Here is a 16,544-nt window from a genome sequence, read left to right as displayed (position 1 = left end):
GTGGTGGCGTCACGCACAGGCAACCTCCGGACACTTCGCGTCGTCTTGTGGTTGTGAAGCGATGGGGCTGGTTGAGCACGGGCGTCGCGCTGGCGCTGACCCTGGTGGTGCTGGCCGTGCTGGGTGCCCGCGAACCCGGACCGGGCAACGACGTGGGCGACCTGGCCGCACCGCTGCCGATGGCGCCGCGCACCTCCGGCAGCACCAGCGCCGCCGCCGCGCCGACCGTGCCCGCCTCGGCCTCGCCGCCGGCGTGGATGCGGCGGATGCTGCCCGGCGAGAAGCCGCCGCAGTTCGTGCTGTTCTCGTTCGACGGCGCGGCGTCCAAGCCGCACTGGGACCGGATCATGCCGATCGCCGAACGGGTGAACGCCCACGTCACCGGCCTGCTGTCGGGCGTGTACCTGGTGCCCGACGACGAGGGCGCGACCTACACCGGCCCCGGCCACCGGTCCGGCTACTCGTCGATCGGGTTCGGCGGCAGCCGCGCGGACGTGGCGCTGCGCATCGGCTACCTCAACGCGGCCATCGACGCGGGCCACGAGATCGGCACGCACTACAACGGGCACTTCTGCGTCGGTGACGAGCCGAACGTCGGCACCTGGAGCACCGAGCAGTGGAACCGGGAGCTCGACCAGTTCTTCGCGATCGTGGAGAAGGCCAGGCGGCAGGGGTTCAAGCTGGACCCGGCGGCCGTGCGCGGCGGTCGGACGCCGTGCCTGGAGGGCGACTGGCCGCAGGCGTTCCCGGCGATGCGCGGGCACGGCCTGGCCTACGACACCAGCCACGTCAGCCTCGGCGTGGTCTGGCCGTACGTGCACGAGGGCCTGTGGGAGTTCCCCATGCCGGAGGTGCGCGTGCCCGCCCTGGGCAAGCAGGTCGTGATGATGGACTTCAACCTCTGGTACGCGCTCAACGGCGCGAAGGAGGAACCGGAGAAGGCCGCCGACTACACCCGGATCGTGCTGGACACGTACCGGTCGGTGCACCAGGCGGCGGTCAACGGCAACCGCGCGCCGATCGTGATCGGCAACCACTTCAACGAGTGGGCGGGCGGCGCGTTCAGCAACGCGGTGGAGAGCTTCCTCGGGGAGGTGTGTGTCAAGCCTGAAACGGTGTGCGCCACCTATACGGAGGTGATCCAGTGGATGCAGTTGCAGGATCCGGTGGTGCTGGAACAGTTGAGGCGCATGCCCGCCGCCCGGAACTAGCGCGGTGCCCGCCGGAAGCTCTACGGTGGGTTACCGCCGCCCCACGGAGAAGCACCACGCGTCCGAGGAGTTGCGCATGACCACCGAGCCCGAGAAGCGCCCCTGGGTGAAGCCCGATTTCCGGGACGTCGACACCCCGATGGAAGTCACCGCTTACGCCGCTCGCCGCTGAGCCCGCCCGCCGCGCCCGACCCGGCCGGGGACGGGCGCGGCACCGCGTACCGAGAGGTGCCCTCCCGTCGTGCCCAACCCCGTGCTGCCCGGGTCGCTGATGCCCGGCTCGCCCGTGTCCGATCCACCCGTGCCCGATCCGCCGGTGCCTCAAGCGTTCGACACCGCGCTGCTGTCCCCCGCCGAGTTCACCGCGCGCCTGCGTGGCCTCGCACCCCGCTACTGGGACCGCCACCCGTTCCACCTCCGGCTGCACGAGGGCCGGTTGAGCGAGCGGGAACTGCGGCTGTGGGCGGCCAACCGGTGGTACTACCAGCGGGCCATCCCGCGCAAGGACGCCGCGATCCTGGCCAACTGCCCGGACGTCGAGGTCCGCCGGGTGTGGCGGGAGCGCATCGTCTGGCACGACGGCAGCGCGCCCGGCGAGGGCGGCGCGGAGGACTGGCTGCGGCTGGCCGAGGCGCTCGGGCTGACCCGCGGTGAAGTGCTCGACGAGCGGCACGTGCTGCCCGGCACGCGGTTCGCCGTGGACGCCTACGTGACGTTCGCCCGCACCCGGCCGTGGGTGGAGGCGGTGGCGTCCGGGCTGACCGAGATGTTCTCCCGCGGCCTGATGGCGCGGCGGCTGGTCGACATGCGGGCGCACTACCCGTGGATCGCCGAGGAGGGCTTCGCCTACTTCACCCGCCGGCTGCGGGTGGTCGCCGACGAAGGGAAGTCCACTGTGGACATCGTGGTGCGCCACTGCCGCACGCGCGAGCAGCAGGAGGCGGCGGTCGCCGCGCTGGCGTTCAAGTGCGACGTGCTGAACGCCCTGCTGGATGCCGTGGACTACCACTCATGACGGCCCCGGACGCGGTGCCGCGCCTGCGCCGCGGGGTGAAGGCGGCGTACGACCCGACGCGGGAGAGCCACGTGGTGCTGTTCCCGGAAGGCGTGCTGGTGCTCAACGAGACCGCGGCGGCGGTGGTCGGCCTGTGCGACGGCCGCACGTCCGTCCAGGGCATCGCGGCCCGGCTGGCCGAGGAGTTCGACGGGGTGCGGGCGGACGACGTGGCCGAGCTCGTCGACCGGCTGGTGGCGCGGCGGGTGGTGGACGTCGATGGGTGAGGCGCCGCAGGCGGACGCGCCGTTCGGGCTGCTCGCCGAGCTGACCCACCGGTGCCCGCTGCGCTGCGGGTACTGCTCCAACCCGGTGGACCTGGTCGGGCGCGGCGACGAGCTGGACACCGCCCGGTGGTGCGCGGTGTTCGACCAGGCCCGCGCGTTGGGCGTGCTCCAGGTGCACCTGTCGGGCGGGGAACCGTTGGCGCGCAAGGACCTGCCGGAGCTGGTCGCGCACGCGGCCGGGCTCGGCTGCTACGTGAACCTCGTGACCAGCGGCCTGGGGCTCACCCCCGAACGGCTGGCCGCGCTGCGCGGCGTCGACCACGTGCAGCTGTCCGTGCAGGACGCGGACGAGGCGGGCGCGAACCTGATCGCCGGGGTGAGGGCGTTCGAGCCCAAGCTCCGCGCGGCCGAGGCCGTGCGCGCCGCCGGGCTGCCGCTGACCGTGAACGTGGTGCTGCACCGGCTCAACGTCGACCACGTCGACGCGCTCGTCGCGCTGGCCGAGCGGATGGGCGCGGACCGGTTGGAGCTGGCCAACACCCAGTACTACGGGTGGGCGCTGCGCAACCGGGCCGCGCTGCTGCCGACGCGCGAGCAGGTGGCGCGGGCGGGTGAGGCGGTGGAGGCGGCGCGGTCGCGGTCGGGCATGGAGATCGTCTACGTCGTCGCCGACCACCACGAGGCGCACCCCAAGCCGTGCATGCACGGGTGGGGCGCGCGGCAGCTCACCGTGACGCCGGACGGCGACGTGCTGCCGTGCCCGGCGGCGGGCGTGATCGACGGGCTGGGCGTGGAGAACGTGCGGGACCGGCCGTTGGCCGAGATCTGGCACTCCTCGCCCGCGTTCACCGCCTACCGGGGCTTCGACTGGATGCGCGAGCCGTGCCGGTCGTGCGCGCGGCGCGAGGTGGACTTCGGCGGGTGCCGCTGCCAGGCGTTCCAGCTCACCGGTGACGCGGCGGCGACCGACCCGGTGTGCACGCTGTCGCCGCATCGGGGCGTGGTGGACCGGATCCTGGCCGGCGCGGCGGACGCGCCCGTCGAGCACCGGGCGGTCGTGCGGTGAGGGCGGTGGTGCTCGGCACGGCCGCCGGTGGTGGCGTGCCGCAGTGGAACTGCGCGTGCGGGCCGTGCGCGGCCGTGCGGGACGGGCGGTTGCCCGCGCGCACGCAGGACTCGGTGGCGGTGAGTGGGGACGGCGCCCGGTGGTGGCTGGTCAACGCCTCGCCGGACCTCGGGGCGCAGCTCGCCGCCACGCCGGCGCTCGCGCCCGGTCCCGGGCCGCGCCAGACGCCGGTGCGCGGGGTGCTGTTCACCGACGCCGAGCTGGACCACACGCTGGGCCTGGCGGTGCTGCGCGGCGCACCCGGGCTGGAGGTCCACGCGCCCGCGACCGTGCTGCACGCGCTGGCGCCCACGCGGGCGGTGCTGGCCGCGTACGGCGAGTGGTCGTGGCGGCAGGTCGAGCCGGGGCGGCCGGTCGTGCTCGCGGGTGGGCTGGAGGTGACCGCGTTCCCGGTGAGCGGCAAGCGGCCCCGTTACGCGGCCGACTCGCCGGTGGCGGGCCACTGGGTGGTGGCCTACCGGTTCCGCGACCCGGCCACCGGCGGCGTGCTGCTGTACGCGCCGTGCCTGGCGTCCTGGCCCGCGGGGTTCGACGCGCTGGTGGCGGAGGCCGATGTGGTGCTGCTGGACGGCACGTTCGCCGCGCCGTCGGAGATGGGCTCGGTCACCGGCGGGCCGAGCGGGCAGGCCGCGATGGGGCACCTGCCGATCGCGCACAGCCTGCCGGAGCTGCGCCGGCACCCGTCGACCCGGCGGATCTACACCCACCTCAACAACACCAACCCGGTGCTGGACCCGGCGTCGCCGGAACGCGCGAAGATCGCCGAGGCGGGCGTGGAGGTCGTCGGCGACGGCACGGTGATCGAGCTCTAGGGCCGCATTGGGGGGTTAAGCCCACCGATTCGGCTGTGGTCAGCCGGAACAATCGACGCCATGACGGACCACGACCTGGTACGGGCCGCGCGCGCCCGGCTCACGCAGGCCGCGCTGGGGTTGGCGAGGGCGGCGCTGTGCGTCGCGGGGCTGGCGCTGATCCCGCTCCAGCTCTACGCCTACCCGTTGATCCTGGTGACCGTGGGCGTGCCGTTGCTGCTGCTGGTCACCGCGCTGGCCCGCCGCTACACCGGGTTCTTCCGCCGGTGGGCGTCACGGGTGCTGGAGGTGGACATCCCCGCGCCGTACCGGCTGCCCGTCAACCGGGGCCCGATGACCAGGGTCCGCACCATCGCCACCGACCCGGCGACGTGGCGCGACCTGGCGTTCCTGCCGGTCAACGCGATCGTCGGCGTCCTCTGCGGCGTGCTGCCGGCCGCGTTGTGGATCAACGGCGTGCTGGGGTTCGTGTACCCGGTGATCTGGCTGGACCACGGGCGCGTCTACTACGTGGCGATCGGCTACGACACGCCGGGCAACTTCGTGCTCGCGCCGCTGCTGGGCATCGGCTTCCTGGTGCTGGCGTGGTGGGCCACCCCGCGCGCCGCCCGGCTGCACGCGACCGTCGCCCGCAAGCTGCTCGCGCCGAGCACCACCGCCGCCCTGACCGACCGGGTGCGGGTGCTGGCCGACTCGCGGGCCGACACCGTGGACGCGCAGGCCGCCGAGCTGCGCCGGATCGAACGGGACCTGCACGACGGCGCGCAGGCCAGGCTGGTCGCGCTGGGCCTGAGCCTGGGCATGGCCGAGGAGCTGCTGTCCCGTGACCCGAAAGCCGCGCAGGAACTGCTGGCGGAGGCGCGCCAGACGTCCACGCAGGCGTTGGCCGAGCTGCGGCACCTGGTGCGCGGCATCCACCCGCCGGTGCTGGCCGACCGCGGGCTGGACGGCGCGCTGCGCGCGTTGGCGCTGGCGCACCCGCTGCCGGTGGAGGTGGACCTGGAGCTGGCCGGGCGGCCGGAGGCGCCGGTCGAGTCGGCGGCCTACTTCGCGGTGGCCGAGACGCTGACGAACGTGGCCAAGCACAGCGGTGCGACGGCCGCGTGGGTGCGGGTCCGGCACGCGGGCGGGCGGCTGTCGTTGATGATCGGCGATGACGGGCGCGGTGGCGCGGAGGCAGCCGAGGGTGGCGGGTTGCGCGGGATCGAGCGCAGGCTGGCCGCGTTCGACGGCACACTCGGCATCGCGAGCCCGGTGGGCGGGCCGACCATCGTGACCATGGAGCTGCCGTGCGAGTTGTCCTCGGTGAAGACCTCGTCCTCCTCCGGGACGGCCTGATCCGGCTCCTCGAGGCCTACGACTTCGACGTGGTGGAGGCGGTCGACTCCGGTCCCGCGCTGCTCAAGGCCCTGGTCGACCACCGCCCGGATGTGGCGGTGGTCGACGTGCGCCTGCCGCCCACGTTCACCGACGAGGGTCTGCGGGCGGCCATCGAGGCGCGCAAGCGGGTGCCCGGCCTGCCGATCCTCGTCCTCTCGCAGTACGTGGAGCAGCTGTACGCGCGGGAGCTGCTGTCCGACCGCGGCGGCGCGGTGGGCTACCTGCTCAAGGACCGGGTGTCGGACGTCCGGCAGTTCGTGGACGCCATTCGCCGGGTCGCCACCGGCGGCACCGCGATGGACCCCGAGGTCATCAACCAACTGCTCGCCCGCGGCGCGCGCGACCAGCCGCTGACCACGTTGACCCCGCGCGAGCGGGAAGTGCTGTCGCTGATGGCGGAGGGCCGTTCCAACGGCGCGATCGCCGCGCGGCTGTTCGTCACCGAGAAAGCGGTCGGCAAACACATCGCCAACATCTTCGGCAAGTTGGACCTGCCGTTGTCCGAGGACGACAACCGGCGGGTGCTCGCCGTGCTCGCCTATTTGGACCGGGTGTAAATCGTTTCTTAGGCTAAGTACCATCTTGGTTTCCACGACGACCAGGGGGTGCGCATGGGCACGACCGCGGAGTTGGCCGACGAACTGCTCGACCTGATGTTCACGTTGTCGCCGCTGGGGGCGACCGTCTACGGCGTGCCGGGCTACGACCACCTGCTGGCCGACCACCGGCTGGAGACCGAGCAGGCCGCGCGGGCACGGGCGGTGGACATCGCCGAGCGGGCGCGCGCCCTGCCCGCGGACGACGACCCCGTGACGCGGGCGGTGGTCGTGCAGCAGGCCGAGACGATCGTGGACCAGATCGACGCGCTGGGCGTCGAGTACACGATCACCGACTCGTTCTTCGCCCCGGCGGGCGAGGTGCTGACGGTCATGCCGACGACCGTGCTGTCCGGGCCGGACTCCGAGCGGGCCTACCTGGACCGGCTCGCCGCGATCCCCGAGTTCCTGCGCCGCGTCGCCGACCGCCACCTGGCGGGCGTGGCGGCCGGCCGCACGCCGGTGCGGCACCTCGTGGACGCCGCCGTGGCGCACCTGGACCGCTACCTGGCCGCCGACCAGGACCCGCTGGCCCGTCCGGCGGGCGGCGAGGCGTTCGACGCCGAGCGGCGGCGGCTGCTGGCCGACGTGGTGCGGCCCGCGTTCGCCGCCTACCGGGAGGTCGTCGCCGGCATCGAGGGCCGCCCGTCCGACCGGGTGGGCCTGGGTCGGCTGCCCGGCGGCGAGGCGATGTACGCGGCGCTCACCCGGGTCCAGACCTCGACCAACCGCACGCCGAAGGAGCTGCACCAGACCGGCCTGGACGTGATGGCGGGCCTGGCGGAGGAGTACGCCGAGCTGGGGCAACGGGTGTTCGGCACCTCCGACGTGGCCGAGGTGCTGGAGCGGATGCGCACCGACCCGGCGCTGCGCTGGAGCACCGAGGACGAGCTGATCACGGCCGCGCGCGAGGCCGTGGCCAGGGCGGAGCAGGCTGCGCCGCGCTGGTTCGGCCGGGTGCCCGAGCAGCGCTGCCGGGTCGAGCCGGTGCCCGCGGCCGACGCGCCCGGCGCGCCGATCGCCTACTACTCGCCGCCCACTCCGGACGGGCTGCGCGCGGGCACGTACTACGCCAACACCTACCGGGTGCAGGAGCGGTTCCGCTACCAGGCCGAGGCCATCGCGTTCCACGAGGCCGTGCCCGGTCACCACTTCCAGATCACGCTGGCGCAGCAGCTCACCGAGCTGCCGATGCTGCGCCGGGTCGCGCACGTGACCGCGTACCTGGAGGGCTGGGGCCTGTACACCGAGCGGCTGGCCGACGAGATGGGCCTGTACTCCGACGACGTGGCGCGGCTCGGGATGCTGGCCATGGACTCGATGCGCGCGGGGCGCCTCGTGGTGGACACCGGGCTGCACGCGCACGGGTGGAGCCGCGAGCAGGCGGTGGAGTACCTGTTGCGGAACACGCCGCTGGCGCTGGTCGAGATCGAGAACGAGGTCGACCGGTACATCGCCGCGCCCGGCCAGGCGCTGGCGTACATGGTGGGCAGGCTGGAGATCCTGCGGATCCGGGCGGCGGCCGAGCGGGAGCTGGGCGAGCGCTTCGACATCCGCGACTTCCACGACGTGCTGCTGGGCGGCGGTCCGCTGCCGCTGGCCGTGCTGGACGAGGTCGTCTCGGAGTGGGTCCGCACGCGCTGATCCCGAACGTGGTCATCCGGTCGGACGAAGGTCCGACCGGATGACTCGCGGAGTGACCGGCACGGCCCAGCGCTGCCTGTTCACCCAGCAGATGGGTGAAGTCAATCTGGCGCCGAACGTGCCCCCGACGGGATTCGAACCCGTACTGTGACTCTTTTAAGGAGCCTGCCTCTACCGGTTGGGCTACGGGGGCAGCGGGGAGCCTAAGCGGTTACCGTGCGTTCGTGGGGCAGGTTCAGAAGAAGTCCCCCGCACGGCTCAATGAGATCCGCTATTGCGCTCATTCGGGTAATGGGCCCAAGGCGCTCAGACCGAGTACAACTTCGTGATAAGCATCACAGTCGAGGGCTTGTTCGACGAGCTCATCCCGCAATGCTGCGGTGAAGCCGATACCAAAACCCATTGCCGTAGCAACCAGATAAGCCGTTTGGGACAGATGCCCTACGTCCATTTGCACAACGCGGTAAGCACGTGACGTGTCGTAACGCCATCTGGTCCGTTCGAGGACACCGGTGTACGCGAGGACCAACGGCGCCTGCCCGACCCACTCCTGGTCGCCCGCCGCCGCGGTCATCTCCGCCGGGCCCCACGCCACCCCGATGGGCTCCAGCGCGTGCGCGAGCCCGTCGTAGTGGTACCAGCCCGGCTCCAGCCCGTGGACGGCGCGCACGTGCGCGTACAGCTCGACCGGGTGCCGCCCGCCGCCGGACGGGCTGGTCTTGAACACCGTGCCGGACCGCCCGATGCGCGACCGCACCGGCGACGGCCCGCCCAGCACGGCCAGCAGCTCCGCGACCTTCGTCAGCGGCAGCGGCCCCGGCCCGAACTCGCGCGTCGTGCGGCGGGACAGCAGTACGTCCAGCAGACCGGCCCGCGCCCACTTCGACGTGCCGTCCAGCCGCGGCAGCAGCACGGAGGTGCGGCCCAGGCTGCGGAACGGCGCGGGCGGCGGCGCGGCGGCCAGCTTGGCGTCCAGCAGCGCGTCGTGCTCCTCCGAGCCCTGGTACGGCGCGTCGGCCAGCGTGCGGCTGGCGAAGTGGAAGTGCCGCGCGGAGGTGCCCCACTCGCCCCACGCGGCGAGCAGCCGCCGTTCCTCCTCGTGCTCGGGCGAGCCCTCGACGATCAGCACACCGGCCTCGACCAGCTCGTCGAACACCTTGCGCAGCGCCGCCCGGTCGTCCTCGGCCAGCGGCGCGAGCATCTCGTCGACGTCGGTGAACTCGGTGAACTTGCGGCACAGCAGCTCGGCGGTCTCACTGATCGCGAACTGCCGGTGGTGCAGGTAGTCGTCCCAGACCACGGCGCCGTCGGCGTAGAACAGCGTCGCGTGCTCAGCGACCTTTGCCCGCACCCAGCAGCTCCTTGAAGCGCGCCGCCACCCACTCGTGCACGGCGTCGGACACCCGCGAGTCCTGCGCCCGGTGCTCGAACCACCGCCAGTCGCAGTTGACGTTGACCTCCAGGAACACGTGGTCGCCGCCCGAGACGAGCAGGTCGAACGCGGCCACCTGCAACCGCCAGTGCCTGGCCAGCGCGAGCAGCCGGTCGGTCAGCGACGTCGGCACGTCGACGGGCGTGACGCGGACGGCCTCGGGGTCGACCCACAGCTGCGCCGGGTCGAGCTTGTCGACCTGGAACGCCAGGCACCGCTCGCCCACCACGAACACGCGCAGCTCGGTGTCGGAGGGCACGTACTCCTGCACGATCACCGGCGCGGACTCGGGCACGTCACCGGACCGGCTGGTCTCCAGCGGGCGCGGGAACAGGCCGTGCTGCATGCCGGGGCGCGGTTCGAGCAGGTGGCGGCCGGAGGTCTTGACGATGCACCGGCCGCCGCCGGGCCGGGTGCGGCCGGGGCGGGTGGTGACCGTGGTGCGCGGCACGCGCAGGCCGAACGCGGAGGCGTCGGCGAGCTGGGTGAGCCGGTTGAGGTGGGAGGTGTTGCGGCTGGGGTTGACGTGCGCCCAGTCGCCTCGGCTGGACAGCCAGTCGGCGACCGCGCCCCACTGGTCCACCGCGTAGGCGCCGGCCAGCGTGCCGGGCTCGTGGGGCAGGGCGGTCAGCTCGAAGTGCCTGCGCCACACCAGCAGCGGGCGCAGCAGCCAGCGGTCGAGCTCCAGCAGCGGCTGGTCGGTGTAGACGGTCAGCGGCAGGTCGGCGGAGCGGTCGGCGTCGACGCGGGCCATCCGGATGCCGCGTTCGGCGAGCGCGATGGAGAGCTCGTTCATCTCCATGTCGGCGGCGCGGGCGAGGACCAGCACGCACGGCACGGGGCTGCCGTCGCCCTCGTCCACCATGCCGAGCCGGTGCACCTGCTCCTGGAAGTCCAGGCACTTGGGTTGCGACCGGAAGAGGTAGTCCTGGCCTTGGAGCAGCAGCGGCGGCTGTTTCACCGGTCTGGCGGCCTCGGGTGGGGGAACGGTCTCGTTCCCCCACCCGGAGACGGACATGGCTCAGTCGTCTTTCTTGCTGCAAAAACGCTTTTCGGCGGTGGCGTACTCCGCGGAGTACTCCGCCAGCGCGCGATCCTCGATCTCACCGCGGCGAAGCTGTGCGGCCAGCTCCTCAAGCGACATCGCGGTCACCTCTCTCCCACTGATGCATCACACATTTAGGCGATACACCAGCTGTATTCTCGGGTTCACGTTACGCAATGTCAAGGCGACTGGCCCTGCGTTAGCCCGTATGGGGGCTCAAGTGAGAGGGCTCCGCCAGACGGCCCCACGCCTGCCGCACCGAACGGGGCAGCGTGCGCGGGGCCGTTCGCGATCAGCTCTTGGTGGCGCGGTCGAACTCGGCCTTCGGCTCGTGGATCTGGCCCAGGGCGACGACCTCGCGACCCGAGAACAGCGCCTGCGTCCAGTCCACGAACACCCGGAACTTGCGGTTGACCGTGGGCATGAACATGACGTGGTAGCTGCGGTGCATGAACCAGGCGACGACGCCCTTGAACCGCAGGCCGAACACGTCGGCCACGCCCTTGTACAGGCCCAGGCCCGCGACCGAGCCCAGGTACTTGTGGAAGTAGTCCTTCGGCTGCTTGCCGCGCAGCGTGGCCACGATGTTCTTGGCCAGCAGCTTGGACTGGCGGATGGCGTGCTGCGCGTTGGGCACGCAGGTCGCCGTCGGGTCCTCCTCGGTGCGCGACAGGTCCGGCACGGCCGAGCAGTCGCCCGCGGCCCAGACGCCCGGCAGGCCCACGACCTGCATCGCCGCCGTGCAGCGGACCCGGCCGCGCTCGTCGAGCGGCAGGTCGGTGTTGCGCAGCATCGGGTTGGCCTTCATGCCCGCGGTCCAGATGATGGTGTCCGAGTCGAACTCGGTGCCGTCGTCCAGGACGACGTGGCCGCCCTCCATGCTCTTCACGCGCGTGTCGAGGTAGCACTTGATGCCGCGCTTCTCGAGCTGCTCGACGGTGTAGACGCCGAGCCGGGCGCTCACCTCGGGCATGATCCGGCCGGTGGCCTCGACCAGCACCCAGTGCATGTCGGACTGCTTGAGGCCCTCGTAGTAGCGCAGCGCGTAGCGGGCCATGTCCTCCAGCTCCGCCAGCGTCTCGATGCCCGCGAACCCGCCGCCGATGACGACGAAGCTCAGCAGCCGCCTGCGCAGCTCCGGGTCGTTGGTGCTGGCGGCCTGGTCGAGCCGCGACAGCACGTGGTTGCGCAGGTAGATGGCCTCGCCGATGGTCTTCATGCCGATGCCGACCTCGGGCAGGCCCGGGATGGGCAGGGTGCGCGAGATGGCACCGAGCGCCGAGACGAGCACGTCGTACTGGAACTCCTCGACGTGACCGTCGGCCAGCTCGACCGTGACGGCCTTGCGCTCGTGCTCGATGCGGGTGGCGCGGCCGGTGACGACGTGGCAGCGCTTGAGCACCTTGCGCAGCGGCACCACCACGTGGCGGGGCTCGATGGAACCGGCCGCGGCCTCGGGGAGGAACGGCTGGTAGGTCATGTGCGGCTGAGGGTCGATCACCGTGACGGACGCCTCGCCGGAACGCAGCTTCTTCTGCAATCCCAGCGCGGTGTACATGCCGACGTACCCACCGCCGACAATCACGATCCGTGTGGGTTGCGACTTCACAGCAGCCATACACACATGGTCGCACCGCACGGGGCTTTCCGGCGCATCGAGCGGGCCCGTTGTGACCACAGTCGCCGGGTGATTGCCGACACCTTCGCCCTGACCAGCACCGGCGGGTGAACGTGCTGAGAGGAACGATCCAGACGGTCAGCTTCCGCTGAGCCGGCGGGCCGGGTTCCTCAGCCTTTCCGGCGCATCAGCAGGACCACTCCGACCACCAGCCCGACGACGCACGCGAGCCCCGCCACCTCGACGGCCTCGTCCGTTCGGCCGCCCGGCAACAGGAGGACCACGCCCGCGAAGGCGAGCACGGAGAGTTGAACGAGGGCGAACCTCTTCGCGGGTACCTTTAGTGCGTCCAGGTGAACGCGTGACCCGATCGGGAGAAGCGCCGCGTAAGCCGACAAAAGGTGCAAAAGGTGGAGCAGAACGACCAGCACGAGCACGCTCGGCCACGACCGCTCGTCCCCGCCGAACACCATCGCCGCCGCCGGGTAGCCGATGATCAGCGCCACGGCGGCGGACGCGGGGATCGCCACCGCCGCGACGACCAGCACCCCGTACAGCACGAGCGCGGGCCACTCGACCCCGTTGACCGCGAGCACCCCGACCACGACCGCCGCCACGACCGCGATCGCCGCCCTCAACACCCACGCCGGCAACCCGGCCCCCAGCTCAACCCGCACCGCCGCCCCCGTCCCGAGCGTGGAACCCACGGACCCCGAGCGTTCGACACGCGGCACCCGAACGCAGGACTCGCGCGAGAGTCCTACGTTCAGACCGCGTGTGTCCTACGTTCAGAACCCCCGAGTTGAACACTCGGAACGCGCGTGTCGAACGCCCGCGCCCCGCGTGTCGCACCCCCAGGCCCCCTGAACTCCACGTTCGCGTCACCGCGACACCCGCCGCGCGGTCTGGGCGGCACGCAGCACGCCCGCGATCGGCGCACCCCACGGCAGCACCGCCACGCCGTGCTGCCGCATCGCCTCCAGCCGCACGTCGTGCTCCAACCGGATCACCTTCAACGCGCTCTCACCCCACGGCGTCTCGCGGTCCGCCCGCAACGGCGACGGCAGCACGTCCACCGCCAGCACCAGGTTGCCCCGCCGCGCCGCGTGCACGGCCAGCTCCACCACGTCGGCGTCCAGGAACGGCGACAGCACCACCACCAGCGCGCCGTGCGGCACCTGCTCCGGCCGCAGCACGGGCCGCTGCGCCCACCCGGCCGACCGCGCGCACACCACGAGCTGGTTGCGCAACCGCAGCAACTGCCGCCGCCCCACGCCCGCCCGCGCGCCCAACTGCGGCCGCCCGAGGTCCACCAGCCCCACCCGGTCGCCCTGCCGCAGGTACCCGGCCGCCAGCGACGCCGCCGCCCGCACCGCCCGGTCGAGGCTCCCACCGGGGCGGACCGTCGTCGCCCTGGACGCCAGCGACCGCTCGCCGAGCGACCGCCCGAGCGCGCGCCCCGACGCCACCCGCCCCGGAGCCGCCCAGTCACCCAGCTCCGCGCCGACGTCGAGCCGGGTGTCCAACGCCAGCACGACGTCCGCGTCGGCCTCCGCGTGGTGCTCGCGGACGTGCAGGTTCGTGCCGTCGGCCGACCCGGCCATGCCGCCGGCCCGCAACGACACCCGCCAGTCGATCCGCCGCAGCCGGTCGCCCGGCTGGAACGCCCGGATGTCGCGCAGCTCCACCGAGTCGCCCGGCCGCCGCGCCCGGTGCGCCCCGACCAGCCCGACCGCCCGCGCCGGCAGCAGCCCGGCGGGCAGCGCCTCGACCGGCGGCAGGATCACCCGGCCCCGCTCGGGAGCCGTCACGGGACCGTGCACGAACAACGCGTCCGGCCCCGCCACCAGGTGGTCCGGCCGCAGGTCGACGCCCTCGCCCCACGCGTCACGCCGCAGCACGACCTCGATCTCCCGCGCCGACGCCGACACCAGGTGCACCGGGCCGATGCCCTCGCCGAGGCCCGGCAGCCGGATCGCCATCACCTCGGCGCCCGCACCCGGGTCCACCTCCACCACCGACTTCGCCGCGCCGATCTCGCCCGTGCGCGGCAGGCCCCGCACCCGGACCCGCGGCGTGCCCGTGACGGGCGTGACCAGCGCCAACAACGTCGAGATCAGCAGCGGCGCGCCGAACAGCACCAGCTCCACCTCGTGCAGCAGCCCGCCGAGCGCCACCATGCCCACGCCCAGCGCGAGGCCGCGCACCATCGCGTCGGTGGGGTGCCAGTGCGCGCCCCGCCCGCCGGTGAACGCCTCGCGCAGCCGCTCCGCCCGGCTCATGACCGTCGCCGGTTCACGAGCGGGTGCTCGCGGGACCGGCCACCCGGCCCAGCAGCTCGGTCACGACCTCGACGCCGGTGAGGCCGGACGTCCACGTCTCCGGGCGCAGCGTGAGCCGGTGAGCGAGGGCGGGCACGGCGCACTCCTTGATGTCCTCGGGCAGCACGAAGTCCCGCCCGTCCAGCACCGCCAGGGCCCGCCCCACCAGCACCAACGACTGCGCGCCGCGCGGTGACGCGCCGACCTCCACCGCGCCGTGCGCCCGGGTCGCCGCCGCCAAGTCCACGCAGTACCGCAGCACGTCGTCGTCCACCGAGACCTGCTCCACGCCGTGCTGCAACCGGCGCAGCCGGGTCGCGTCCAGCACGGGCTCCACCTCGGTCTCCTCGCGCTGCCGGGCGAGCCTGCGGCGCAGCACCTCGACCTCCTCGGCGGGCGGCGGGTAGCCGATGTCCAGTCGCAGCAGGAACCGGTCCAGCTGGGCCTCGGGCAGCGGGTAGGTGCCCTCGTACTCCACCGGGTTCGCGGTCGCCAGCACGTGGAACGGGCGGGGCAGCGCGAACGTGCGGCCCTCGACCGTGACCTGGCGCTCCTGCATGGCCTCCAGCAGCGCCGACTGCGTCTTCGGCGGCGTGCGGTTGATCTCGTCGGCCAGCAGCAGGCCGGTGAACAGCGGGCCCTCGCGGAAGGTGAACTCGCGGTCGCCCGGGTTGTACAGGAACGAGCCGGTGACGTCGGCGGGCAGCAGGTCGGGCGTGCACTGCAGGCGCTTGAAGTCCAGCTTCAACGCCTGCGCCAGCGACCGCGCCATCAGCGTCTTGCCCAGGCCAGGCACGTCCTCCAGCAGCACGTGCCCGCCCGCCAGGATCGCCGCCAGCGCCAGCCGCAACGACCGCTCCCGGCCCACGACGACCGTGCCGACGGCGGACAGCACCGCCTTCGCCTCGGCCGCGATCGTCTCGACGCCCACGCCGTCTTCGGCTTCGGTCACAGCTTCTCCAACAGGTCGGCGAGCCTGGCCGGCTCGGGCAGCGGCGCTTGCGGGTCGGTGAGCAGGCGGTGCAACTCGTCGCCGAGCACCGCGCGTGCCTTCGGGTCGTGCAGGTCGGGCACGCCGTGCACCTGCCGCAGCCGGGCCTCGGCGAGGCGGCGCAGCCGCGGCTGGACCCGCTTGGCGAACCGGTCCTGGTCGACGGCGGCTTCGGCGAGGCGGCTCGCCAGTGTGCTGGCCTGGACGTGCGTGGCGGTGGAGGTGGTCGTGGGCTGCGGGGCCCACTGCACGTCCGTGGCGCGCGGCAGACGTGCGACGAGCAGCGCCAACGCGCCGACGGGCAACCCGATCGCGACCGCCCACAGCCACGGCGCGCCCACGCGGGCCAGCACCAGCGCCGTGCCGACCGCCACGGCGACCCCCAGGGCCACCGCGCGTCCCATGCCGCCGACGAGGGCGTTCACCGCAGGTCCCGCACGATCGTCTCCAACGCCTCGGTGGCGGTGCGGGCGTCCGCCGCGGTCACCTCGGCCGTGCCGAACCGGGCCCGCTGGTAGACGCGGCGCAGCGTGCCGGCCGCGTGCTCGTCCACCCGGTAGCGGCGCAGCAGGTCGCCGGTGAACTCGGTGGCCGTCTGGTGGCCCTGTCGCGGCACGCCGCTGTCCCGCGCGGCCCGTTCGAGGCTGAGCCAGGCGGCGATCACCGCGTCGCCGGGCGGCCCGTCGACGTTGCCGCGCAGCTCGTCGAGGGCCTCGGTGGCGCGCCGCAGGAGGATCGCGGGCGGTTTCGCGTGGTCCTCGGGCAGGTCGGGCGCGTCGACGGTCTCACCGCGGCCACGCCTGCGGCGGTGCTGGAACACGCCGAGGGAGACCAGCAACCAGACCACGGCGACGACCGCCACGGCGATGAAGACGATCAGGACCACCAGCAGCGACCCGGCCGCCGCGGACCCGTCCACGTCGGTCTCCAGGGGCGGGACCGACTCGGGCGTCAACGCGACCACCTCGTCGTCCGCCGGCGGCCGCTCCTGGTACCGCACGGGTGACGTCCCCCGGGCCGCGAGCGCGATGAGGACGAGCGCCGACCCCACCGCGAGCAGGAGCGCGAGCCGGGGCTTCATGCACCC

General features: G+C 73.0%; 18 protein-coding genes and 1 tRNA gene. 9 read left to right on the top strand and 10 right to left on the bottom strand.

Going from position 1 to position 16,544, the window contains the following annotated elements; all coding sequences use genetic code 11:
• Nucleotides 1–47 precede the first annotated feature (47 nt).
• From LZG04_RS06420 to LZG04_RS06380, 9 genes are all read left to right on the top strand, one after another.
• Entirely contained in the window at nt 48–1,211 is a 1,164-nt protein-coding gene (locus LZG04_RS06420; protein WP_233814151.1) for a polysaccharide deacetylase, read from the top strand.
• Between the two features lie 76 nt (nt 1,212–1,287).
• Complete coding sequence (gene pqqA, locus LZG04_RS06415; RefSeq protein WP_233814149.1) at nt 1,288–1,383, top strand: pyrroloquinoline quinone precursor peptide PqqA; 96 nt, start codon at nt 1,288–1,290, stop codon at nt 1,381–1,383.
• A 69-nt stretch (nt 1,384–1,452) separates the two neighbouring features.
• Entirely contained in the window at nt 1,453–2,226 is a 774-nt protein-coding gene (gene pqqC / locus LZG04_RS06410; RefSeq protein ID WP_233814147.1) for a pyrroloquinoline-quinone synthase PqqC, read from the top strand.
• Entirely contained in the window at nt 2,223–2,492 is a 270-nt protein-coding gene (pqqD, locus tag LZG04_RS06405) for a pyrroloquinoline quinone biosynthesis peptide chaperone PqqD (RefSeq protein ID WP_233814144.1), read from the top strand. The genes pqqC and pqqD overlap by 4 nt, the downstream gene beginning before the upstream one ends.
• The gene (pqqE, locus tag LZG04_RS06400) at nt 2,485–3,558 is read left to right on the top strand and encodes a pyrroloquinoline quinone biosynthesis protein PqqE (protein ID WP_233814142.1); all 1,074 of its coding nucleotides are present in this window, start codon (nt 2,485–2,487) and stop codon (nt 3,556–3,558) included. The genes pqqD and pqqE overlap by 8 nt, the downstream gene beginning before the upstream one ends.
• Complete coding sequence (gene pqqB, locus LZG04_RS06395) at nt 3,555–4,430, top strand: pyrroloquinoline quinone biosynthesis protein PqqB (protein WP_233814140.1); 876 nt, start codon at nt 3,555–3,557, stop codon at nt 4,428–4,430. Before pqqE ends, pqqB begins: the two co-directional genes overlap by 4 nt.
• A 60-nt stretch (nt 4,431–4,490) precedes the next feature.
• Entirely contained in the window at nt 4,491–5,768 is a 1,278-nt protein-coding gene (locus LZG04_RS06390) for a sensor histidine kinase (RefSeq protein WP_233814137.1), read from the top strand.
• Nucleotides 5,720–6,367, top strand: coding sequence for a response regulator transcription factor (locus LZG04_RS06385; protein ID WP_233814135.1), 648 nt, complete (start codon nt 5,720–5,722; stop codon nt 6,365–6,367). Before LZG04_RS06390 ends, LZG04_RS06385 begins: the two co-directional genes overlap by 49 nt.
• Before the next feature lie 54 nt (nt 6,368–6,421).
• A complete protein-coding gene (locus LZG04_RS06380; RefSeq protein ID WP_233814133.1) occupies nt 6,422–8,050 on the top strand; it encodes a DUF885 family protein in 1,629 nt (542 codons plus the stop codon).
• A gap of 119 nt (nt 8,051–8,169) precedes the next feature.
• Here LZG04_RS06380 and LZG04_RS06375 read toward each other — a convergent pair.
• The 10 genes from LZG04_RS06375 to LZG04_RS06335 form a co-directional block, all read right to left on the bottom strand.
• Nucleotides 8,170–8,243, bottom strand: a tRNA-Leu gene (locus LZG04_RS06375).
• A gap of 87 nt (nt 8,244–8,330) precedes the next feature.
• A complete protein-coding gene (locus tag LZG04_RS06370) occupies nt 8,331–9,401 on the bottom strand; it encodes a SagB/ThcOx family dehydrogenase (RefSeq protein ID WP_233814131.1) in 1,071 nt (356 codons plus the stop codon).
• Complete coding sequence (locus LZG04_RS06365) at nt 9,382–10,443, bottom strand: RimK family alpha-L-glutamate ligase (RefSeq protein ID WP_233814129.1); 1,062 nt, start codon at nt 10,441–10,443, stop codon at nt 9,382–9,384. Before LZG04_RS06365 ends, LZG04_RS06370 begins: the two co-directional genes overlap by 20 nt.
• Before the next feature lie 60 nt (nt 10,444–10,503).
• Nucleotides 10,504–10,626, bottom strand: coding sequence for a hypothetical protein (locus tag LZG04_RS41520; protein ID WP_267935188.1), 123 nt, complete (start codon nt 10,624–10,626; stop codon nt 10,504–10,506).
• Between the two features lie 193 nt (nt 10,627–10,819).
• Nucleotides 10,820–12,145, bottom strand: a complete 1,326-nt coding sequence (locus LZG04_RS06360; protein WP_233814126.1) for an NAD(P)/FAD-dependent oxidoreductase — start codon at nt 12,143–12,145, stop codon at nt 10,820–10,822.
• 170 nt (nt 12,146–12,315) lie between these two features.
• Nucleotides 12,316–12,852, bottom strand: a complete 537-nt coding sequence (locus LZG04_RS06355) for a hypothetical protein (RefSeq protein ID WP_233814124.1) — start codon at nt 12,850–12,852, stop codon at nt 12,316–12,318.
• 174 nt (nt 12,853–13,026) lie between these two features.
• On the bottom strand, nt 13,027–14,427 hold the full coding sequence (locus LZG04_RS06350) for a DUF58 domain-containing protein (RefSeq protein ID WP_233814122.1): 1,401 nt from the start codon (nt 14,425–14,427) through the stop codon (nt 13,027–13,029).
• Nucleotides 14,428–14,440: 13 nt separating this feature from the next.
• Nucleotides 14,441–15,418, bottom strand: a complete 978-nt coding sequence (locus LZG04_RS06345) for a MoxR family ATPase (protein ID WP_233814120.1) — start codon at nt 15,416–15,418, stop codon at nt 14,441–14,443.
• Complete coding sequence (locus LZG04_RS06340) at nt 15,415–15,882, bottom strand: hypothetical protein (protein ID WP_233814118.1); 468 nt, start codon at nt 15,880–15,882, stop codon at nt 15,415–15,417. Before LZG04_RS06340 ends, LZG04_RS06345 begins: the two co-directional genes overlap by 4 nt.
• A complete protein-coding gene (locus LZG04_RS06335; RefSeq protein WP_233814116.1) occupies nt 15,879–16,538 on the bottom strand; it encodes a DUF4129 domain-containing protein in 660 nt (219 codons plus the stop codon). Before LZG04_RS06335 ends, LZG04_RS06340 begins: the two co-directional genes overlap by 4 nt.
• Nucleotides 16,539–16,544: the final 6 nt, after the last annotated feature.

The sequence above is a fragment of the Saccharothrix sp. S26 genome, assembly GCF_021390395.1.
Classification (GTDB): domain Bacteria; phylum Actinomycetota; class Actinomycetes; order Mycobacteriales; family Pseudonocardiaceae; genus Actinosynnema.
Note: the sequence above shows the minus strand (reverse complement) of the source record. Positions and strands in the feature narration are given on the sequence as shown.